This window comes from Mesorhizobium oxytropidicola, assembly GCF_056174625.1.
In genome coordinates this window covers 22,803-42,755 of the sequence record NZ_CM149692.1, presented here as the reverse complement: position 1 = coordinate 42,755, position 19,953 = coordinate 22,803, and the positions used below count along the sequence as shown (strand labels likewise).

Genomic DNA, 19,953 nt, shown 5'->3' with positions numbered 1-19,953 from the left:
CGTCAGCCATCTGAGCAAACGTATGCTGATCTGCCATTGCAACATCATTACGGAGAAGGAGATCGAGCAGACGATCATCGGGCTGCTGGACCAGGATCCCTGGCAACTTATCGTGCCGGCCAAGGTCTACCACTCGATGCAAAAGCGTGGCCGCTGTTGCGGCTGCTTCCCAAATGTGGTCGAAACGATCATCCGGGTCACCGAAAATTACCACGCCCGCTCGGAGGCGAGCGGCGTGGATATCGTTTCACATCTGGATCGCGTCAGAGGCCTGCGCGTCCAATACGGGAGCAGAACCCATGAAAGGCGAAATTCAGATCATCGAGCGGCTTAACGAGGCTCTTTTCCTGGAGCTTGGAGCCGTCAATCAATATTGGGTGCATTTCCGTCTGCTCGAGGACTGGGGCTACACCAAGCTGGCCAAGAAGGAGCGGGCCGAATCGATCGAGGAGATGCACCACGCCGACAAGCTCATCGCCCGTATCATCTTCCTTGAAGGCCATCCGAACCTGCAGTCCGTGGCGCCGCTGCGCATCGGGCAGAACGTCAAGGAGGTGCTCGAATCCGACCTTGCCGGCGAATATGACGCGCGCACGGCCTACAAGCGTTCGCGCGAAATCTGCCACGAGATTGGTGATTACGTGACGATGAAACTGTTCGAGGATCTGCTGGCTGACGAGGAAGGTCACATCGACTTCCTAGAGACGCAGCTCGACCTGCTCGCCTCGATCGGCGAGGAGAAGTACGGCCAGCTCAACGCCGACGCGGCCAACGAGGCGGAGTAAAGGCATGCGGGAATGCGGCGCCTGCTAGAATTCCTGCGCCGCTCGCGGCGGGCCGCCGGCTCGCCGCTTCTCCTGAAAAGACCAGCCGGATCGGCTCGTCGGCGCTGCACCATTCTTATGTTGGCGCTGACATCATCCGCGATTGCCGGCGAGCTTCAACCAGCCGGGCTCGCCACCACGCGCAGCGACCTCAATCCAAAAGATCAGGCGCGCGTCATCGCCGTCACCAGGCCGACCACGGATTTCTCCAAACCCGAGCCGTTCGAGCTGATGCAAGGTGGCGCCGGCACGTCGCAGAAGGACGTCAGTCGCGATGCCTTCTCGCAATCCTCGGCCAATATCAGCTTCGAGGAAGAGGGCACTTTCAAGCTCGGCGACGCGTTGTTTCGCAGGAACTGGGTGTCGTCGCCATCCTCGACACAGGCGTCGGACGGGCTTGGGCCGCTGTTCAATGAACGTGCCTGCCAGAATTGCCATCTCAGGGACGGCCGCGGCCGTCCGCCGCAAGGCGATACCGGCACCACCTCGATGTTCCTGCGGCTGGCGCGCGACGCCGGCAACGCCGAGGAAAAGGCAGCCCTTGCCGACCGCCAGATGCTCAACTTCCCCGACCCGGTCTATGGCTCGCAGTTGCAGGAACTCGCCGTGCCCGGCCTGCGCGGTGAAGGCCGGATGCGCGTCGCCTACCAGGAACGCCAGGTGACGCTGACGGACGGTACCGTGGTTTCTCTGCGCCAACCCAGCTACTCCGTCACCGATCTCGCCTATGGGCCGCTCGATCCGCACACCACGCTGTCGCCGCGCCTGACTCCGCCGATGATCGGCCTCGGCCTGATCGAGCAGATCGCACCGGCGGACATTCTCGCCCGCGCCGACTCGGACGACCGCAACAACGACGGCATTTCCGGCAGGCCGAACATCGTGCGTGACGGCCAGACCGGTGAGCTGACACTTGGCCGTTTCGGCTGGAAGGCGCAGACCGCGACGATCCGCCAGCAGGCGGCGGATGCCTTTGCCGGCGACATCGGCATCTCGACACCGGAAGAACCAAAGCACTGGGGCGATTGCACCGCCGCTGAGGACAAATGCCTCGCCATGCCGAATGGCGTGCAGGCGCGCCTTGGTCCGGTCGAGGCGCCGCCGCCGGTTATGGATCTTGTCACCTTCTATTCGCAGAACCTGGCCGTGCCGGCGCGTCGCGATCTCGCTGCGGCGGACGTGCTCGCCGGCAAGAAACTCTTCTACGAGATCGGCTGCGTTGCCTGCCACACGCCGAAATTCGTCACCCGTCGCGATGCGCCTGACAAGGCGCAGGCCTTCCAGCTGATCTGGCCCTATTCCGATTTCCTGCTGCACGACATGGGTCCCGATCTTGCCGACGGCCAGGCGGTGGGCGATGCGACGGGCAGCGAGTGGCGCACCCAGCCCCTATGGGGTATCGGCCTCACCGAAACCGTCAACGGCAACACTTTCTTTCTGCACGATGGCCGCGCGCGCAGCCTGACCGAGGCGATCCTGTGGCATGGTGGCGAGGCGCAGAAGGCGCGCGACCGCTTTGCCACTGCCAACGCGACTGAGCGCGATGCGCTGGTCAAATTCCTGGAGTCACTGTGATGCTGAAGCGCTCTGCCCTGGTTCTCGTTCTGCCACTGGCTCTGCTCAGTGTTTTCCCGGCCTCGGCGGCGGTGAAAGCCTCCGATATCATCCAGCGGGCGATCGACGGCTTTGTCCGCCCGGCCTATGCCGACCTGCACCAGCATGCCGAAACCCTGACGAAGGCGATGCACAAGCTCTGCGAAGCGCCCTCGCAAGGGGAACTCGACGCGGCGCGGGCCGAGTTTTCGGCCACGGTCTATGCCTGGTCGTCGGCCGAAATCGTCGGTTTCGGGCCGATCAAGGAGAACAACCGGCTGGAGCGCATCCTCTATTGGCCGGATCGCAAGGGCCTCGGCTTGAAACAGGTGCAGGCGGTATTGTCCGCCAAGGACCCGAATGCCATCAATCCGGCACAGCTGGCAGGCAAGAGCATTGCCATGCAGGGGCTCGGCGCGTTGGAATTCGTGCTTTTCGGCGATGGCGCCGATGCGCTGACGGGCAAGGATGACCCAACCGCTGCGCCTATGGCGCAGCGGTTGCCGGCAACATCGAAACCATGGCCGGCGAGGTCAGCACGGCTTGGAACAAGCCGGACGGCTTTGCCGCACTCTGGGCCAATCCGGGACCGCAAAACGCGCTCTACCGCGACGGCAACGAAGCGGTCACCGAACTGGTCGGCGTCTTCATCAACGAGCTGGAGATGGTGAGGGATGTCCGCCTGAAAGGCTTCCTCGGCGGCAAGCCCGAGGCGGACAAGCCGAAACAGGCGATCTACTGGCGCTCGCAAAACACCGCCAATGCGCTGGCCGGAAACCTCGCTGGCATCGATGCGCTGTTCCAGGCCTCCAAGCTTGGCGATGCGCTGCCGCCCGACGCGCGCTGGATGGCGGAGTCGATCCATATCCAACTGGTCAACGGCGTTGCCACCGCGAAATCCATTCAGGGTCCGATCGACAAGACGCTGGCGGACACGGCGCTACGCGAAAAACTCGAGCATTTCGCGCTGATCACCTCCAGCCTGTCGACCCTGATCGGCACCCGGCTGACCGACGAATTCGGCCTGACCGCCGGCTTCTCCTCGCTGGATGGGGACTGAGCATGATCCCGAAAAGTGGAAGCCGGTTTTCGGAAACGATCATGCTCAAGAAGAGCGAGAGCATGCGCACGCCGCTCCTTGACCGTCGCGACTTTCTGAGGGCCGCGGGCATCGGCTTCGCCGCCGCGATGGCACCGCCTGCGTGGGCGGCGACGCTCGCGGCCGACGCGGTCTTCGCCACCGCTTTCGTCAAGCGTGACGGCAGTTTTGGCGCCGCCGTCCTGTCCGAGGCTGGCAAGGTGCTGCATGCGATCGACCTGCCCGATCGCGGCCATGACGTCACCTTCGATCCCGTATCGAAACGCTCGGTGGTCTTCGCCCGCCAGCCCGGCACCTTCGCCGTGGTGTTCGACCACACCGGGCGCGATGCCCCGCAGACCATCGCCAGCATCACCGGCCGGCATTTCTTCGGCCATGGCGTGTTCTCTCCTGATGGCGCCCTGCTCTATGCGACCGAGAACGATTTCGACAACGCCGCCGGCGTCGTCGGCGTCTACGACGCGCGGGCGAAATTCAGTCGCATCGGCGAATTTTCGACCTATGGCATGGGGCCGCATGAACTGCTGCTGCTGGGCGACGGCAGGACGATCGCGGTCGCCAATGGCGGCATCGAGACCCATCCCGACTATGGCCGCGCCGAGCTCAACATCGCCACCATGAAGCCGTCCTATGTGCTGATCGACCGCGTCTCCGGCGCCCTCATCGAAAAGCACGAATTGCCGGCTTCCCTGCACCAGCTGTCGATCCGCCACGTGGACACCGACCCATCCGGCACCGTCTGGTTTGGCTGCCAGTACAGGGGGCCGGGCACCGATCGTCCGCTGCTGGTCGGCCGCGCCGCACGCGGCAAGGAGTTGCAACTGCTCGACATGCCGCAGGACGTATTGTCCGGCTTCCGCAACTATATAGGTTCGGTCGCCGCCAATCCTTTGGCCGGCACCGTCGCCGTCTCGTCACCGGAAGGCAATTCGCTTGTGGTGATCGATGCCGCCAGCGGCCGGGTCGTCTCATCGAGTGCGCTGATCGAGGTCTGCGGCCTGGCGCCGGACGGGTCGGGCTTCATCGCCACCACGGGCGCCGGCGAGATCATCGAAGGCAGCGGCACGACACGGTTAGAGCCGGACTATGTCTGGGACAACCACATGCTGCGCATCGAACAGGTCTGATAGCGCGCTGGCGGAACCGAAGCCGCTTAACAAATTATGCTTGCGGTGGCGCGCCTTGGCGGGCACAGGGAAGTGTTTCTCGGAACCGGTTGTTTCATGAAAGTGCTTGCCATCGACTGTGCCGCGAGCCTCTGCGCTGCCTGCGTCTGCGACGCGGCGGCCGGGCGGGAGCTTGGTCGCGCGGTGCTCGATCTCGGCAAAGGCCACGCCGAGCACCTGATGGCCGTCATCGCCGAGGCGTTGAAGGCGGCCGAAACCGACTATGCCGGCCTTGGCGCCATTGCCGTTTCCGTCGGTCCCGGTTCGTTCACCGGCCTGCGGGTCGGCGTTTCGACCGCGCGCGGCCTGGCGCTGGCGTTGAAAATTCCGTCGATCGGTGTGACGACGCTCGAGGCGCTGGCCGCCGAGGCCGCAGCGGCATTTCCCGGCCGTGCCGTGCTGGCGGCGCTCGATGCCGGCCGCGAGGAGATTCATGCCGCGCTGTACGACAAAGCGTTAGTTTTAACTTACGGTCCGGCGGTGACCACATTGCCGGAAGCCACTGCCTTGGCGATGGACAACTCTGCGGTGCTGGCCGGTACCGCGGCGGCACAGATCGCGGCCTCGGCCGGGCGTGGTTTCGATATTGGCCCTCAGACGGGCACTGCTGATATTCTAACCTACGCCCGTCTGGCCGCGGCAAAGGGGCAAGGCGAAAGGCCGAGACCGCTTTATCTGCGCGGCGCTGATGCCAAGCCGCAGGCGGGTTTCATTTTATCAAGGCAACAAAATTAAATGCGCATACCTTTTCTCCAGCCGCGCCGCCGGGACTATGCTCTCGAGCCGCTCAGGATCACAGACAGCCCCGCGGTGTCGTTGCTGCACCGTGAAGATTTCGTCCGCCCGTGGACCGATGGCGAGTTCGCCGCCCTGCTCGAGCAGGACACCGTGTTCGGTTACGCCGCGCGCGAGACCGGGCAGGGCTCCAAACCGCCTGTCGGCTTCGTGCTGGCACGGCTCGCGGCCGGCGAGGGCGAGATACTGACCGTCGCGGTGGCGCGATCGCATCGCCGCCAGGGACTGGGCTGGCAGTTGATGGATGCGGTGCTGCGCGAACTGCACGCGCAGCGCGCCGAAGCGCTGTTCCTCGAGGTCGACGAGACCAATGTCGCCGCGATCGCTCTCTACCGTCGGCTGGGCTTCCGCGAAGTTGGCAAGCGCCCCGACTACTACAAGTCGCCCGATCGCGGGCCGACCGGTGCGCTTGTCATGCGCCGCGATCTTCGCTAGCCAGAGATCGGGTAGGCGCAGGACAGTATGATCGGAAAAATCAGGATTTTCCTGGCCCTGGGCCTTGTCGTCGCCGGTTCGCTGGTCCTGGTGCCATTGCAGATCCTGTCGATGAAGACCGGCTGGTGGCCGGAAACCGTCATTCTCAAGATCTGGCACAGGCTGATCCTCAGGGCGCTTGGCATGCACGTCCATGTCAAGGGGACGCTGTCCGACAAGCGGCCCTTGCTGGTTGCCGCAAACCACATCTCCTGGACCGACATCATGGTGCTGGGCTCTTTTGCCGATGTGAAATTCATCGCCAGGGCCGATATGGAAGGCTGGCCGCTGATCGGCATGCTGTCGAAACTGCAGCGCACCGTCTTCATCGAACGCGAGCGCAAGCGCTCCTCAGGCGACCAGGCAAGCGAGATCGCCAGCCGCATGGCCAAGGGCGACGCCATGGTGCTGTTCGCCGAAGGTTCGACCGGTGACGGCAACGCCGTCCTGCCCTTCAAAAGCACGCTGTTCGGCGCCGCCTCGATGGCGATTTCGGAGGGTGCGGCCGAGCAGGTGTTCATCCAGCCGGTGGCGATCGCCTATACGCGCCTGCACGGCGTGCCGCTCGGCCGTCGCCACCGGCCGATCTCGGCTTGGATCGGCGACGAGGATTTGATGCCGCATCTCAAGGTGCTGATGGCGGAAGGCGCGCTCGACGTCGAGGTGCATTTCGGCGAGCCGATCGCCTTTGCCAAGGGCTCGAACCGCAAGGAAACGGCAAGGCTGATGGAAAGCCAGGTGCGCGAGATGATGCAGGCGGCGCTCGCCGATCCGCGCCCGAGCCGCTAGTGCAGGCCAAGTGTCTACCGGGCGCATGACCGCCGTAGCGGAGAATCGTCTGTTTTTTGTCACGGAAAGGCGTTAGAAGCCGCCGGATGAACTTGAACACGATTGAAAGCGACGACATCGGCAGTGTGGCCGGGCAGCCGGCAGTGCGCCCCACGGCAGCGAAGAAGGTCTTCATCAAGACCCATGGCTGCCAGATGAACGTCTATGATTCACAGCGCATGGGCGATGCGCTGGCCGCCGACGGCTATACCGCGACCGATGCCATCGACGAGGCCGACCTTGTGCTGCTCAACACCTGCCACATCAGGGAGAAAGCGGCGGAAAAGGTCTATTCCGAGCTCGGCCGCATCCGCGATATGAAGGCGGAACGCGCTAGTGCCGGCCGGGAAATGCTGATCGGTGTCGCCGGCTGCGTGGCGCAGGCCGAGGGTGCGGAGATCATCAGGCGCTCGCCCGCCGTCGACCTGGTCATCGGGCCGCAGACCTATCACCGTCTGCCCGACGTGCTGGCGCGAGTGCGCGGCGGCGAGAAGATCGTCGAGACCGACTACGCCATCGAAGACAAATTCGACCATCTGCCGCAGCCTAAGCGCGCCGAGGTGATCAAGCGCGGCGTCACAGCCTTCCTCACCGTGCAGGAAGGCTGCGACAAGTTCTGCACCTTCTGTGTCGTGCCCTATACCCGAGGCTCGGAAGTGTCGCGGCCGGTGTCGCAGATCGTCGCTGAAGCCGAGCGCCTGGCCGAAGCCGGCGTGCGCGAGGTGACGCTGCTTGGCCAGAACGTCAATGCCTGGCATGGCCAGGGCGGGAACGGCGAGGAATGGGGCCTTGGCCGCCTGCTGTTCCGGCTGGCCGAAATTCCCGGACTGGCGCGGCTGCGCTACACCACCAGCCACCCGCGCGACATGGACGATGAGCTGATCGCTGCCCACCGCGACCTGCCGTCGCTGATGCCCTATCTGCATCTGCCGGTGCAATCCGGGTCCGACCGTATCCTCAAAGCGATGAACCGCCGGCATACGGCCCGGGATTATCTGGCGCTGCTCGACCGCATCCGCGCTGCCCGTCCCGATATCGCGCTGTCCGGTGATTTTATCGTCGGCTTCCCCGGCGAGACGGAGGCCGATTTCGAGGCGACCATGGAACTGGTGCGCCAGGTGAACTACGCCTCGGCCTTTTCGTTCAAATACTCGCCGCGCCCCGGCACGCCGGGGGCCGAGATGCCCGATCATGTGCCCGAAACGGTCAAGGACGAGCGCTTACAGCGCCTGCAGGCGCTGCTGTTGAAACAGCAGCAGGACTTCGGTTCGAGCCTGGTCGGCAGCACCATCGACACGCTGATCGAGAAGCCCGGTCGCCAGGCCGGTCAGAAGGTCGGCCGCTCACCTTGGCTGCAGCCGGTTATTGTTGATGAAAAGGCCGGCGAAATCGGTGACATTATCCAAGTGCGAATCACGAAGACGGGCTACAATAGCCTGTTCGCCGAATTGGCCTGATGGTCTCGGCAGATGAGGAGAGACGGTTGAGCGCAGCAGAGCTGAAGAACCTGCCCCCGGTACCGGCATCTGGGGCTTCTGACATGGCGCACATCGTTCTGACTTTCGACAACAACAAGCTTGCCAGCGCCCTTTACGGTCAGTTCGACGAGAACCTCGCCCGGCTCGAGCAGAAGCTCGGCGTCGACATCCGCTCGCGCGGCAACCAGCTGACCATCAAGGGGTCGGCTTCTGCCGCCGAACAGGCGCGCCGCGCCTTGGACAATCTCTACGGGATTCTGCAGAAGGGCGTCGATATCGGCCAGTCCGACGTCGATGGCGCTGTGCGCATGGCGGTCGCCGCCGACGATCAGCTGACGCTGCCGACGCTGGAGCGCAAGGGTAAGGTCTCCGCCGCCCAGATCGCCACCCGCAAGAAGACGATCTATGCCCGTTCGCTGAACCAGGATGCCTATATGCGGGCGCTGGAGCGGTCGGAGCTGGTGTTCGGCATCGGCCCGGCCGGTACCGGCAAGACCTATCTGGCGGTGGCGCATGCGGCGATGCTGCTCGAGCGCGGCATGGTCGAGCGCATCATCCTGTCTCGGCCGGCCGTCGAGGCCGGCGAGCGACTGGGCTTCCTGCCTGGCGACATGAAGGAGAAGGTCGATCCCTATCTGCGGCCGCTCTACGACGCGCTCTACGACATGATGCCCGCCGACAAGGTCGAGCGCGCCATTGCCGCCGAAGTGATCGAAATCGCGCCGCTCGCCTTCATGCGCGGCCGCACGCTGGCGCATGCCGCGGTCATCCTCGACGAGGCGCAGAACACCACGCCGATGCAGATGAAGATGTTCCTGACGCGTCTTGGTGAGAACTCGCGCATGATCGTCACCGGCGATCCGACGCAGATCGACCTGCCTCCGAGCACCAAATCGGGCCTGGTCGAAGCCTTGCGTGTCCTCGACGGCGTGGCCGGCGCGGTCACCGTGCGCTTCAACGATATCGACGTCGTTCGCCATCCGCTGGTGGCGGAAATCGTCAGGGCCTATGACCGTGACGCCAAGCTGGCGCGCGGCCTGGGTGCCGAAAATTGATCTCGGCGATGCGGCTTCATGCCTGAGGACAAAATATCCGGCGACGGGGATCCTCCCGTCGACATCGATATATCGATCGAAGCGGGCGATTGGCCAGATGAGGCAAGCCTGACGCGGCTGGTCGATCGCGCGGTTGACGCTGCTTTTGCCGGGACCGGCGTGACGGGCCGTTCCGAACTCAGCGTCGTTTTTTCCGACGATGCCCATATCCGGACCCTCAACGCCAGCTGGCGCGGCAAGGACAAACCCACCAACGTCTTGTCTTTCCCGGCTTTTCCGTTTGTGGAAGGCGGCCCGCTGCCGCCCATGCTGGGCGATATCGTGCTCGCCGCCGAGACGGTTTCACGCGAAGCGGCACTAGAAGACAAGCCCGTGCAGAACCATATCACCCATCTCGTCATCCACGGCCTGCTGCATTTGCTGGGCTATGATCACGAGACCGATACCGAGGCCGAGGAGATGGAGGCCATCGAACGCGCAGCGCTCGCAAGGCTTGCCATTCCCGATCCCTACGCGTAACTACATCTGACAATTGACCGGACGACGATGAACGACAAACCAGAGACTGCCGCCCGCCCCGACGCCGGCAGTGCGCCCAAGGCTTCCGACACGTCGGAAGAGGGATCAAGTCCGAGTACTGGTACCGGCAGCGTTGCCAGCGAGCCTTCGCCTGCCGGACCTTCCCTGTTCGACCGTGTTTTGGGCCTGTTTCGGCAACGCAACGGCACCAGCCTGCGTGAGGAAATCGCCGGCGCGCTGGCCGAGACGGCGAGCGACGCCGGCGCCTTCTCGCCTGGCGAGCGGGCCATGCTCAACAACATATTGCGGCTGCGCGAGGTGCGCGTCGAGGACGTCATGGTGCCGCGCGCCGATATCGAGGCGGTCGAGATCACCACGACGCTCGGCGACCTCCTGGGTACCTTCGAACAGTCCGGCCATTCCCGCATGCCGGTCTATTCCGAGACGCTCGACGACCCGCGCGGCATGGTCCATATCCGTGACGTGCTGGCCCACATCACCAAGCTTGCGCGCGTCAAGAAGGGCCGCACGACCAGGAAAACCCCTGCCGCCACGCAACTCGATCTCGCCCAGGTCGACCTTGCACGCACCATCGGCGAGCTCAATCTGATCCGCCAGGTGCTGTTCGTGCCGCCCTCGATGCTTGCTTCCGACCTGATGGGCCGCATGCAGACGACGCGTACGCAGATGGCGCTGGTCATCGACGAGTATGGCGGCACGGACGGGCTTGTCTCGCTCGAGGACATTGTCGAAATGGTCGTCGGCGATATCGAGGACGAGCATGACGACGACGAGCCGATGATCACCCAAGCCGGTGACGGCGTCTTCATCGTCGACGGCAAGGCCGAGATCGACGAGGTCGCCAAGATGATCGGCGAGGATTTCGCCGCCGGCGAACATGGCGAATATGTCGACACTATCGGCGGCATGATCTTCAACACGCTTGGCCGCGTGCCGGCGCGGGGCGAGGTGGTGCAGGCCATTCCGGGCTTCGAGTTCCATGTGCTCGATGCCGATCCGCGCCGCGTCAAGCGCGTGCGCATCGTGCAGAGCCAGAAGGGCGAGCGCCGCCGGCGTGCCACGGCCCGCACCGAACAGGCGTGAGTTTTCAGCTCGCCCGATGACGATCGACGATCCGTTCCAGCACGCGAGCCTGGGGTCCGGTGTCTTCTACAGGGACCCTCGTGCCGCGCTGGCTTGGCTCGAAGCGGCTTTCGGCTTCGAGCGCAGCATGGTGGTGAGCGACGCCGACGGAAAGCTCGTCCACGCCGAGATGCGCTTCGGCGATTGCTATATCATCGTCGATTCCGAATGGAGAGACTATGTCGCGAGCCCGGCGTCGGTCTCAGGCAAGAACACGCAGTCGGTCTATGTCAGGCTGAAGGACGGCCTGGACGCGCATTGCGAGCAGGCGCGGGCGGCCGGCGCTGAGATAATCCAGGAACCTGCAGACCAGTTCTACGGCGAACGCCAGTATCGGGCTGGCGATCCCGAGGGTCATGTCTGGACCTTCGCGCAGCCCATCCGTTCTGTGTCCCGCGAAGAGGCTGAGCGGTTGAGCGGTCTGCGCATTGACGGCTGGCACCGGTAGCGCGCGACGGGTCATCGACGCTAACAGCCCGGCGTTTGGAGCGCGGGCCGCGGCCTGATAAATCTTGCGTCCTGATTCGCGCGACTCGGAAGTATGCATGGAGCGCCTGGCCGGCCGGATAATTCTGCTTTGGGGTTGGCGGCGGGCGCTCGTGGCCTTTCTGGCCGGGGCGCTGGCGGTCCTTGGCCAGGCACCCTACGATTTCTTCGCTGCCTGCTTCATCTCGTTTCCGCTGCTGGTCTGGCTGCTCGACGGCGCGACCGGCGAAGCCTCCGGCAGCCTGCTCCGGCGCTTGCGGCCGGCCTTCGCCGTCGGCTGGTGGTTCGGCTTCGGCTATTTTCTCGCCGGTCTCTGGTGGATCGGCTCGGCGTTGCTGGTCGAGGCCGATGACTTTGCCTGGGCGCTGCCCTTCGCCGTGGTCGGCATTCCCTTCGCGCTCGCCTTTTTCTACGGCTTCGCAACGATGGTCGCCCGGCTCCTGTGGAGCAGCGATATCGGCCGCATCGCCGCCCTTGCCTTCGGCTTCGGGCTGACGGAGTGGCTGCGCGGCTCCCTGTTCACCGGTTTTCCCTGGAATGCCATCGGCTATGCGGCAATGCCGGTGCCTCTTCTCATGCAGAGCGTCTCGGTGACCGGCATGATCGGCATGAACGTGCTTGCGGTGTTCGTTTTTTCGCTGCCGGCGCTGCTGGCGGCGCGCCGGCATCTTCGCCTGGGCGCCGCATTGTTCGTCCTGCTCGCATCTGTCCATGTCGGTTTCGGCTATGTCAGGCTTGCCGCGCCTGAAAAGCCGGCGGAGCGCAGCCTGGATGTCCGCATCGTCCAGCCGGCCGTCGACCTCAGCGAAAAATGGGACGCTTCGGTGCGCGACCGCATCTTCGCCACCTTGCTCGGCCTGTCCGCCAAGGCGCCGGACCCCGGTCACGGCAAGCCGCAACTCATTCTCTGGCCGGAAACCTCGGTACCCTTCCTTTTCACCGAGCGCCCGGACGCGTTGACGGCGCTGGGCGACATGCTGGCCGATGGCCAGATGCTGATCGCCGGCGTCGTTCGCGAGGAAGGCGGCTCGGCGGCCAGCACCGACAGCCGCTATTACAATTCCGTGGTGGCGATCAACGACAAGGGCGAAATCGCCGACGCCGTCGACAAGGTCCATCTGGTGCCGTTCGGCGAATATCTGCCTTTCGCCGACCTGTTCAACCGTTTCGGCATAGCACAGCTTGTCGCCGGGCCGGTGACGTTCGCCGCCGGCAACGAGCGCCACGCGATCACGCTGCCGGGCGGCATCCGTGCCCTGCCATTTATCTGTTACGAGGTGATCTTTCCCGATCTTGTGGCAGTTGACGCTACGTCAGCACAGCTTATTGTGAACGTTACCAATGATGCGTGGTTCGGGGACACGCCGGGACCGTACCAGCATTTTCAGGCAGGCCCAGATTCGCGCGGTGGAGAACGGATTGCCCTTGCTGCGTGCTGCCAACAACGGCATCTCGGCCGTCGTCGATCCACATGGACGCATCGTCGATGCGTTGGCGATCGACGCGCGCGGAGCCATCGATGTGAAGGTGCCGATTTCCGAACAGGCGGTCGTTTCCTCGGGCCAGCGGCGCATTAACGGAATGCTGATCATGTTGCTGTTTGCGCTGGTGGGAGCGCTGTTGAACGTAAGGCAACGGCTACGGGTGAATTGACAGTCGACACATTAGAAACTCATACTGTATCGCCTGAAATTTCTCGAAGCCGGTGGATCGTTCTGTTGGGGCAGTTGCCCCGGCTTTTTTTGGGCGGGAAAAAAATCACAAAGCCGAAAAAATTCGGCGAGGAAAAAATGACAGAAGAAAACAAGAAGAAACCGAATCCCATCGACATCCACGTTGGAAGCCGCGTTCGGCTTCGCCGCAACATGCTCGGAATGAGCCAGGAAAAGCTGGGCGAGAATCTCGGCATCACATTTCAACAAATCCAGAAATATGAAAAGGGCACCAACCGCGTCGGCGCCAGCCGGCTGCAGGCGATTGCCTCCATACTCGGCGTGCCCGTCGCCTTCTTCTTCGAGGATGCGCCGGGCCAGGAAGCGGTGGCCGGTCGTGGCTTTTCCGAAGATGCGTCGATGGCTTTCGCCGTCGAATTCTGCGGCAGTCCCGAAGGCCTTCAGCTCAACCGGGCCTTCGTCAAGATCGCCGACGTCAAGGTACGCCGCAGGATCATCGACCTGGTGAAGTCGCTCGCCGCGGACGATCTCGACTGACCCTCGATGCGCCTCGAACCGGCGGCAGTCGCCGCCGGTGGCACAAGATATCGACATCGACAGTCGTGCCAGAATGGCGGCAACGCTTGACGAGCGCCGCTTTGCCCCGCTAACACGTGGCGCGCCAAAATCGGCAGCCTGCCGATCGTTTTTCAAGAGGGGACACCCGTGACGCGGCAGAACTACTTCTTTACCTCGGAATCCGTTGCCGAGGGCCATCCCGACAAAGTCTGTGACCGGATCTCCGACGAGATTGTCGATCTGGTCTACCGTGAAGCCAAGAAGACCGGCATGGACCCATGGAAAGTCCGTGTCGCCTGCGAGACGCTGGCGACCACCAACCGCGTCGTCATCGCCGGCGAAGTGCGCGTCCCCGAGACGCTGCTGAAAAAGGACAAGGCCGGCAATATTCTCAAGGATGCCGCCGGCCACCCTGTCGTAAACCCGGCGAAGTTCAAATCCGTCGCCCGCAAGGCGATCCGCGAGATCGGCTACGAGCAGGCCGGCTTCCACTGGAAGACGGCCAAGATAGAGGTTCTCCTGCACGGCCAGTCGCCAGACATCGGCCAGGGCGTCGACAACGCCGCCGACCGCCAGGGCGAGGAAGGGGCCGGCGACCAGGGCATCATGTTCGGCTATGCCTGCCGCGAGACGCCGGACCTGATGCCGGCGCCGATCTACTACAGCCACAAGATCCTTGAACTTCTGGCCGCCGCCCGTCACGAAAACAACGGCGAGGCCGGCAAGCTCGGCCCGGACGCCAAGAGCCAGGTTACTGTGCGCTACATCGACGGCAAGGCCGCCGAGGCAACGCAGATCGTGCTGTCGACCCAGCATCTCGACGCGACCTGGGACTCCAAGAAGGTCCGCAAGGTCGTGGAACCCTACATCCGCGAGGCGCTTGGTGATCTCAAGATCGCCGACGATTGCATGTGGTACATCAACCCGACCGGCAAGTTCGTCATCGGCGGCCCGGACGGTGACGCCGGCCTCACCGGCCGCAAGATCATCGTCGACACCTATGGTGGCGCGGCACCGCATGGTGGCGGCGCCTTCTCCGGCAAGGACACCACCAAGGTCGACCGTTCAGCCGCCTACGCGGCGCGCTACCTTGCCAAGAACGTCGTGGCGGCGAAGCTTGCCGACCGCTGCACCATCCAGCTTTCCTACGCCATCGGCGTTGCACAGCCCCTGTCGGTCTATGTCGACCTGCACGGCACCGGCAAGGTCGACGAGGCCAAGCTCGAGGACGCGCTGCGCACCGTGATGGACCTGTCGCCGTCGGGCATCCGCCGTCATCTCGACCTCAACAAGCCGATCTACGCCAAGACGTCGTCTTACGGCCATTTCGGCCGCAAGGCCGGCCGTGACGGGTCTTTCTCCTGGGAAAAGACCGATCTCGCCAAGGCGCTCAAGGATGCTGTCGCGGCCTGAGCCGCGACAGACCTGCAACCAGATGAGCCCGCAAGACAGGCCAAGCCGTGCGACCGAAGCTTTCTTCGGTCGTCGGCGCGGCAAGCCGGTTCGCCCGCAGCAGGCGGCGGCCCTGGAAAGCGGGCTTGACGCCTATCGGCTTGATCTGACTGCTGAGGCGCCGTCGGATTTGCGCACTTTGTTTAAGGCTGAGGTTTCGACTGTCCGGCTCGAGATCGGCTTTGGCGGCGGCGAGCATCTTTTGCACCGCGCCATCGAGGCGCCGACGACCGGCTTCATCGGCGTCGAGCCCTTCGTCAACGGCATGGCCAAGATGATGATGGCGGTGCAGGCAAGGCCGCTGGCCAATCTCAGGGTCCATGACGACGACGCCACCCGGCTGCTCGACTGGCTGCCGCCGGCCTCGCTCGACGGCATCGATCTTCTCTATCCCGACCCCTGGCCGAAGAAGCACTGGAAGCGGCGCTTCGTCAGTCCGGTCAATCTCGAGCGTTTCGCGCGCGTCCTGAAGCCGGGTTCAAAATTCCGCTTCGCGTCCGATATCGACACCTATGTGAACTGGACCTTGCTGCATTGCCGGGCGCATGGCGCTTTTGCATGGCAGGCAGCCGAAGCTGCCGACTGGCACCGTCCCTATGAGGGCTGGCCGGGCACGCGTTACGAGGCCAAGGCCATTCGCGAGGGCCGGCGGCCTGCCTATCTGACCTTTGTCAGGAAATAGGCGGCCTCACGGCGACCCTCGCGAAATTTTCAGAAACGGCCGATCCTGTTGAAGATGGCCGGGTCCATGCCAAGCTTTTGCAAATCGTCAGCGCGCGGCTTGCGGCCGGCTTCCACGGCGCGCGACGCGGCGACGGCACTGCCAAATGTGGTGAAGAGATCGCCCAGGGCGGAAAATAGTCTGCGGTTGCTCATGATTTTGTCCTTTCGCGCGCCACCGCGCGCTGCTTCTGTTCGTGTCGTGGCTAACAAATAAGAGCGCCCTGCCGGCTCTCACAGGGGGATTGCCGCATGGGGGCCATGCGCCTGGAGCAATGCTGAAGCTGTCAGGGCTTTTGCCGGCTCGCCACGGCGGGCTGTCGGTAGCTAATCAAGTTGTCCGGTTTTGGTAGCACATTATTTGTCCGCTTCTGTTTTGCGTCGAAGCGGTTCACGCGGCTTGCCTGATGCGGCAAGTTTCTTCGATTACGGTGCCGTCCGGCGTGTATCGAGCAATGCGGCGCGGCCCATGGAAGACCGCAAGCGTCCCATCCGGATAGTGCCTGATCTTGACCGTGGCTTTGACGAAGTGATGTCGGATCGGGCTGTGCGGCAGCTGCAATCGCAGTCGCGCGAAGGCGACCGTGTTGTCGCGGGCAACGACGCGCTCCTCCTCGATGCACAGGATCTGGGACAGTTGCTGCGGGTCGACGGCAACAAAGGCGCTGTCTTCAACCGCGGCCGGCCTGGCGAAGCGGGCATTGTGAGCCGGCAGATAGGTCTGTGCGATGAAGCGGTTGGCGACCTGGATATCCGCAATGCCGGCCAGGGCCAGTTCCTTGGGCAACCGATCCTGCAAGGTCGCGAACATCCGCTCGGAGCGCCCCCTGGCTTCGGGCGAATAGGCCGGGATATGCTCGATGCCCAGATGCCGCAGCGCCCGTCCGACTTGGGTCAGCCGGCTCTCGCCGGCCTTGAGCGTGACGAAATAATGGCTGCCACGATCGGTGTAGAGGCTTGACGGCAATCCCTTGGCGACAAAGGTCTCCAGAAGTCCCTGAAAGCTCGACGCCGTGCCTTCCTCCCAATCAGGAAGGCCGAATAGATCGTGCTCGTCGCGTCGTCCATCGTCACGATCAGGTCGAGCATAGGCTGGCTGTCCAACCAGGCATGCCGGCTGCCATCCTGATGCAGCATCATCCCCTCGCACGGCTTCCTTTCGCGCTTGCGCCGGTGAGCACCGCGCCGCTTGGCCCGTTCAACCAAGCCTGCCGCGTGAAGCTGCGTCTTGATGAAGGTATAGCCCCAGCTGAAGTTGTGATCGCGCAGCAGGTGCTCGTGGAAATGCTTCACATTCCAGCCAAGGTAGCGATGACGATAAAGCTCCAGCATCTCCTCGATCGCTTCCGCAGGCACCCGACGGGTCGAAAGCTTGCCTAACCGTCGATCGAGCAACCCAGCTTCCCCAGCCTCTTCATAGCGGTCGCGGTAACGCCGGAATTGCCGCTCCGACATCCCCAACAACTCACCAGCCTCCAGCATCGAAAGATCGCCGCCATTCCAACGGCTCAAAACGTCCCGAAACTTCTGCATTCTCCGGCCCTGTAGCCATGCCGTCCGTCTCATCCTCAGCCTCCAGCGGGCTGACAATAAAACCGGACAACTCATGTGCTACCTAATCCGGACAACTCATCTGCTTACGACAGCTCGCCACGGCGGGCTTGAAACACCGGCCATGTTCGTTTATATCATCCTCAAATTCTTGGTCGGTATGACGAAGAGTGGGTCCACCCGGTCCCGCTCTTTTATTACCTGCCGATAGGGTCGAAACGAACGACAGGCAATTGATGACTGCAACGGCAAGCGAAGGTGACGACCGCATCATCCGCGAAAGCGGTATCGATGCGCGCATTGCGCTGATCGTCCAGCCGGTGCTGCGCGGCATCGGCTTTCGCCTCGTGCGCGTGCATCTGTCCGGCCAGAACGGGCTGACGCTGCAGATCATGGCCGAGCGCGAGGACGGCACCATGACCGTCGAGGATTGCGAAGAGGTCAGCCGCGCGGTGTCGCCGGCGCTCGATGTCGATGATCCGATCGAAAAGGCGTATCATCTCGAAGTCTCTTCGCCCGGCATCGACCGGCCGTTGGTGCGCAAATCGGATTTCGTGACCTGGACCGGTCATCTGGTGAAGATGGAAACATCAGTCATCGTCGCCGATCGCAAGCGCTTCAAGGGCAAGATCGCCGAAGCCGGTGAGAACGATGTGCTGATCGAGCGCGACAAGGCGGCCTATGGCGAGGAGCCGACGGTGCGCGTGCCCTACGACGCGATTGCCGAAACCCGGCTGATCCTGACCGACGACCTCATCCGCGATGCGTTGTCGAAGGACAACAGGGCGCGCAAGGAAGCCAAGAAACGTCGCGGCGAGCCGGATGACGACGTGCCCGAGGGTGCGGAAGCGGACGCCACGGAAGAACACGAACAGGAAATTTGATTGAGCTGCCGGGCGCAAAGGTCCGGCAAACAGGCTCGGGAGAAAAATCATGGTTGTAAGCGCCAACAGACTTGAACTGCTGCAGATTGCCGACGCGGTCGCGCGTGAAAAGTCCATCGACAAGTCGATCGTCATCGCCGCCATGGCCGATGCGATCCAGAAGGCGGCGCGCTCGCGTTATGGCCAGGAAACCAACATCCGCGCCGACATCAACCCCAACACCGGCGAGATGAAGCTGCAGCGGCTGATGGAAGTGGTCGAAAAAGTCGACGACTATGCCACGCAGATCGCCATTTCCTCGGCCCGCGAGCGCAATCCCGACGCCCAGCTCGGCGACTTTATCGCCGAACAGCTGCCGCCGATGGATTTCGGCCGCATCGCCGCCCAGTCGGCCAAGCAGGTCATCGTGCAGAAGGTGCGCGAGGCCGAACGTGACCGTCAGTATGACGAATACAAGGACCGCATCGGCGAGATCGTCAACGGCACCGTCAAGCGCGTCGAATATGGCAATGTCATCGTCGATCTCGGCCGTGGCGAGGCCATTATCCGCCGCGACGAGCTGATCCCGCGCGAGAACTACAAGTATGGCGACCGCGTCCGCGCCTATGTCTACGACGTGCGCCGCGAGCAGCGCGGCCCGCAGATCTTCCTGTCGCGCACCCATCCGCAGTTCATGGCCAAACTCTTCACCATGGAAGTGCCGGAGATCTATGACGGCATCATCGAGATCAAGTCGGTCGCCCGCGACCCGGGTTCGCGCGCCAAGATCGCCGTCATCTCGCGTGATTCCTCGATCGATCCGGTCGGAGCCTGCGTCGGTATGCGCGGCAGCCGCGTCCAGGCCGTCGTCGGCGAATTGCAGGGCGAGAAGATCGACATCATTCCGTGGTCGCCCTCGGCCGCCTCCTTCATCGTCAATGCGCTGCAGCCGGCGGAAGTCGCCAAGGTCGTGCTCGACGAAGACGCCGAGCGCATCGAAGTGGTGGTTCCCGACGATCAGCTGTCGCTGGCCATCGGCCGCCGCGGCCAGAATGTGCGTCTCGCCTCGCAGCTCACCGGCTGGGATATCGACATCCTGACCGAGGCCGAGGAATCCGAGCGCCGCCAGAAGGAATTCGTCGAGCGCTCGGCGCTGTTCATGGAAGCCCTCGACGTCGACGAGATGGTCGGCCAGGTGCTGGCCTCCGAAGGCTTCACCAGCGTCGAGGAAGTCGCCTATGTCGACGCCGGCGAGATCGCCTCGATCGACGGCTTTGACGAAGACACCGCTTCCGAAATCCAGACCCGTGCCCGCGAATATCTCGAAAAGATCGAGGCCGAGCACGACGACAAGCGCAAGGCGCTGGGCGTCAAGGACGAACTGCGCGAAATCCCCGGCATCACCACCGCCATGATGGTGACGCTCGGCGAGGACGGCGTGAAGACGATCGAGGATTTCGCCGGCTACGCCGCCGACGACCTGACCGGCTGGAAGGAACGCAAGGACGGCGAGACCAAGGTCTATCCGGGCGTGCTGGCCAATCATGGGGTTTCGCGCGCCGACGCCGAACAGATGGTGCTCAACGCCCGTCTCAAGGCCGGCTGGATTTCCGAGGACGAGCTTGCGGCCGAAGAAGTATCGGCTGACGAAGCCGTTGGTGCGTGAGGTGAAACCG

At 63.5% G+C, this 19,953-nt stretch carries 20 protein-coding genes and 2 pseudogenes; 19 read left to right on the top strand and 3 right to left on the bottom strand.

The genetic code is table 11. The annotated features are described in order from the left end of the window. The first annotated feature begins 22 nt into the window (after positions 1-22). The 17 genes and pseudogenes from AC0V8S_RS00215 (at position 23) to trmB (ending at position 15,825) form a co-directional block, all read left to right on the top strand. Positions 23-334, top strand: a complete 312-nt coding sequence (locus AC0V8S_RS00215; protein ID WP_095198398.1) for a (2Fe-2S)-binding protein — start codon at positions 23-25, stop codon at positions 332-334. Further along, a complete protein-coding gene (gene bfr, locus AC0V8S_RS00210) occupies positions 300-785 on the top strand; it encodes a bacterioferritin (RefSeq protein ID WP_096453290.1) in 486 nt (161 codons plus the stop codon). Before AC0V8S_RS00215 ends, bfr begins: the two co-directional genes overlap by 35 nt. A 12-nt stretch (positions 786-797) precedes the next feature. Then, a complete protein-coding gene (locus tag AC0V8S_RS00205; protein WP_475436315.1) occupies positions 798-2,399 on the top strand; it encodes a di-heme oxidoreductase family protein in 1,602 nt (533 codons plus the stop codon). Then, positions 2,399-3,477, top strand: a pseudogene (locus AC0V8S_RS00200) (imelysin family protein). Before AC0V8S_RS00205 ends, AC0V8S_RS00200 begins: the two are co-directional and overlap by 1 nt. Positions 3,478-3,539: 62 nt before the next feature. Then, on the top strand, positions 3,540-4,643 hold the full coding sequence (locus AC0V8S_RS00195; RefSeq protein WP_475438758.1) for a DUF1513 domain-containing protein: 1,104 nt from the start codon (positions 3,540-3,542) through the stop codon (positions 4,641-4,643). A gap of 96 nt (positions 4,644-4,739) precedes the next feature. Then, the gene (gene tsaB, locus AC0V8S_RS00190; protein ID WP_475436313.1) at positions 4,740-5,417 is read left to right on the top strand and encodes a tRNA (adenosine(37)-N6)-threonylcarbamoyltransferase complex dimerization subunit type 1 TsaB; all 678 of its coding nucleotides are present in this window, start codon (positions 4,740-4,742) and stop codon (positions 5,415-5,417) included. Next, positions 5,418-5,912 carry a ribosomal protein S18-alanine N-acetyltransferase gene (gene rimI / locus AC0V8S_RS00185; protein ID WP_183456039.1) on the top strand — a complete coding sequence of 165 codons (495 nt, stop codon included), beginning with the start codon at positions 5,418-5,420 and terminating at the stop codon, positions 5,910-5,912. Positions 5,913-5,939: 27 nt separating this feature from the next. Beyond that, positions 5,940-6,740, top strand: a complete 801-nt coding sequence (olsA, locus tag AC0V8S_RS00180) for a lyso-ornithine lipid O-acyltransferase (RefSeq protein WP_095198391.1) — start codon at positions 5,940-5,942, stop codon at positions 6,738-6,740. A 194-nt stretch (positions 6,741-6,934) separates the two neighbouring features. Then, entirely contained in the window at positions 6,935-8,236 is a 1,302-nt protein-coding gene (miaB, locus tag AC0V8S_RS00175; protein WP_475438757.1) for a tRNA (N6-isopentenyl adenosine(37)-C2)-methylthiotransferase MiaB, read from the top strand. 83 nt (positions 8,237-8,319) lie between these two features. Next, positions 8,320-9,312 (top strand): PhoH family protein, encoded by a 993-nt coding sequence (locus AC0V8S_RS00170; RefSeq protein WP_023766987.1) that lies wholly within the window; start codon positions 8,320-8,322, stop codon positions 9,310-9,312. 18 nt (positions 9,313-9,330) lie between these two features. After that, positions 9,331-9,831, top strand: a complete 501-nt coding sequence (ybeY, locus tag AC0V8S_RS00165; protein ID WP_183456044.1) for an rRNA maturation RNase YbeY — start codon at positions 9,331-9,333, stop codon at positions 9,829-9,831. A gap of 27 nt (positions 9,832-9,858) precedes the next feature. Continuing rightward, positions 9,859-10,935: a hemolysin family protein gene (locus AC0V8S_RS00160; RefSeq protein WP_095198388.1), complete on the top strand. Its 1,077-nt coding sequence runs from the start codon at positions 9,859-9,861 to the stop codon at positions 10,933-10,935. Between the two features lie 16 nt (positions 10,936-10,951). Further along, on the top strand, positions 10,952-11,422 hold the full coding sequence (locus AC0V8S_RS00155) for a VOC family protein (protein ID WP_183456046.1): 471 nt from the start codon (positions 10,952-10,954) through the stop codon (positions 11,420-11,422). A gap of 97 nt (positions 11,423-11,519) precedes the next feature. After that, positions 11,520-13,113: pseudogene (lnt, locus tag AC0V8S_RS00150) on the top strand (apolipoprotein N-acyltransferase). Between the two features lie 137 nt (positions 13,114-13,250). Then, positions 13,251-13,670, top strand: coding sequence for a helix-turn-helix domain-containing protein (locus tag AC0V8S_RS00145; RefSeq protein WP_027032979.1), 420 nt, complete (start codon positions 13,251-13,253; stop codon positions 13,668-13,670). A gap of 168 nt (positions 13,671-13,838) precedes the next feature. Continuing rightward, positions 13,839-15,104 (top strand): methionine adenosyltransferase, encoded by a 1,266-nt coding sequence (gene metK, locus AC0V8S_RS00140; RefSeq protein WP_095198385.1) that lies wholly within the window; start codon positions 13,839-13,841, stop codon positions 15,102-15,104. Between the two features lie 22 nt (positions 15,105-15,126). Then, positions 15,127-15,825, top strand: a complete 699-nt coding sequence (gene trmB, locus AC0V8S_RS00135) for a tRNA (guanine(46)-N(7))-methyltransferase TrmB (RefSeq protein ID WP_475438756.1) — start codon at positions 15,127-15,129, stop codon at positions 15,823-15,825. A gap of 29 nt (positions 15,826-15,854) precedes the next feature. Here the strand turns inward: trmB and AC0V8S_RS00130 are convergent, their stop codons facing one another. The 3 genes from AC0V8S_RS00130 to AC0V8S_RS00120 form a co-directional block, all read right to left on the bottom strand. Beyond that, complete coding sequence (locus AC0V8S_RS00130; protein WP_183456052.1) at positions 15,855-16,019, bottom strand: hypothetical protein; 165 nt, start codon at positions 16,017-16,019, stop codon at positions 15,855-15,857. 235 nt (positions 16,020-16,254) lie between these two features. Then, complete coding sequence (locus AC0V8S_RS00125; RefSeq protein ID WP_475436308.1) at positions 16,255-16,830, bottom strand: transposase family protein; 576 nt, start codon at positions 16,828-16,830, stop codon at positions 16,255-16,257. Continuing rightward, the gene (locus tag AC0V8S_RS00120) at positions 16,758-17,429 is read right to left on the bottom strand and encodes a helix-turn-helix domain-containing protein (RefSeq protein WP_475436306.1); all 672 of its coding nucleotides are present in this window, start codon (positions 17,427-17,429) and stop codon (positions 16,758-16,760) included. Before AC0V8S_RS00120 ends, AC0V8S_RS00125 begins: the two co-directional genes overlap by 73 nt. 221 nt (positions 17,430-17,650) lie before the next feature. On the opposite strand from AC0V8S_RS00120, the gene rimP reads away from it, so the two are divergent. Continuing rightward, on the top strand, positions 17,651-18,298 hold the full coding sequence (gene rimP / locus AC0V8S_RS00115; RefSeq protein WP_183456058.1) for a ribosome maturation factor RimP: 648 nt from the start codon (positions 17,651-17,653) through the stop codon (positions 18,296-18,298). Between the two features lie 49 nt (positions 18,299-18,347). Further along, positions 18,348-19,943, top strand: coding sequence for a transcription termination factor NusA (nusA, locus tag AC0V8S_RS00110; RefSeq protein ID WP_183456060.1), 1,596 nt, complete (start codon positions 18,348-18,350; stop codon positions 19,941-19,943). The last annotated feature ends 10 nt before the right edge of the window (positions 19,944-19,953 follow it).

What these genes read in the sequence shown, in the direction of transcription:
- AC0V8S_RS00145 (WP_027032979.1), top strand. Translation starts at nt 13,251, where the DNA reads ATGACAGAAGAAAACAAGAAGAAACCGAATCCCATCGACATCCACGTT.
- AC0V8S_RS00170 (WP_023766987.1), top strand. Translation starts at nt 8,320, where the DNA reads ATGGCGCACATCGTTCTGACTTTCGACAACAACAAGCTTGCCAGCGCC.
- trmB (WP_475438756.1), top strand. Translation starts at nt 15,127, where the DNA reads ATGAGCCCGCAAGACAGGCCAAGCCGTGCGACCGAAGCTTTCTTCGGT.
- AC0V8S_RS00195 (WP_475438758.1), top strand. Translation starts at nt 3,540, where the DNA reads ATGCGCACGCCGCTCCTTGACCGTCGCGACTTTCTGAGGGCCGCGGGC.
- bfr (WP_096453290.1), top strand. Translation starts at nt 300, where the DNA reads ATGAAAGGCGAAATTCAGATCATCGAGCGGCTTAACGAGGCTCTTTTC.
- ybeY (WP_183456044.1), top strand. Translation starts at nt 9,331, where the DNA reads ATGCCTGAGGACAAAATATCCGGCGACGGGGATCCTCCCGTCGACATC.
- miaB (WP_475438757.1), top strand. Translation starts at nt 6,935, where the DNA reads ATGAACGTCTATGATTCACAGCGCATGGGCGATGCGCTGGCCGCCGAC.
- AC0V8S_RS00155 (WP_183456046.1), top strand. Translation starts at nt 10,952, where the DNA reads ATGACGATCGACGATCCGTTCCAGCACGCGAGCCTGGGGTCCGGTGTC.
- olsA (WP_095198391.1), top strand. Translation starts at nt 5,940, where the DNA reads ATGATCGGAAAAATCAGGATTTTCCTGGCCCTGGGCCTTGTCGTCGCC.
- rimP (WP_183456058.1), top strand. Translation starts at nt 17,651, where the DNA reads ATGACTGCAACGGCAAGCGAAGGTGACGACCGCATCATCCGCGAAAGC.
- rimI (WP_183456039.1), top strand. Translation starts at nt 5,418, where the DNA reads ATGCGCATACCTTTTCTCCAGCCGCGCCGCCGGGACTATGCTCTCGAG.
- AC0V8S_RS00215 (WP_095198398.1), top strand. Translation starts at nt 23, where the DNA reads ATGCTGATCTGCCATTGCAACATCATTACGGAGAAGGAGATCGAGCAG.
- AC0V8S_RS00160 (WP_095198388.1), top strand. Translation starts at nt 9,859, where the DNA reads ATGAACGACAAACCAGAGACTGCCGCCCGCCCCGACGCCGGCAGTGCG.
- AC0V8S_RS00120 (WP_475436306.1), bottom strand. Translation starts at nt 17,429, where the DNA reads ATGAGACGGACGGCATGGCTACAGGGCCGGAGAATGCAGAAGTTTCGG.
- AC0V8S_RS00130 (WP_183456052.1), bottom strand. Translation starts at nt 16,019, where the DNA reads ATGAGCAACCGCAGACTATTTTCCGCCCTGGGCGATCTCTTCACCACA.
- tsaB (WP_475436313.1), top strand. Translation starts at nt 4,740, where the DNA reads ATGAAAGTGCTTGCCATCGACTGTGCCGCGAGCCTCTGCGCTGCCTGC.
- nusA (WP_183456060.1), top strand. Translation starts at nt 18,348, where the DNA reads ATGGTTGTAAGCGCCAACAGACTTGAACTGCTGCAGATTGCCGACGCG.
- AC0V8S_RS00205 (WP_475436315.1), top strand. Translation starts at nt 798, where the DNA reads ATGCGGCGCCTGCTAGAATTCCTGCGCCGCTCGCGGCGGGCCGCCGGC.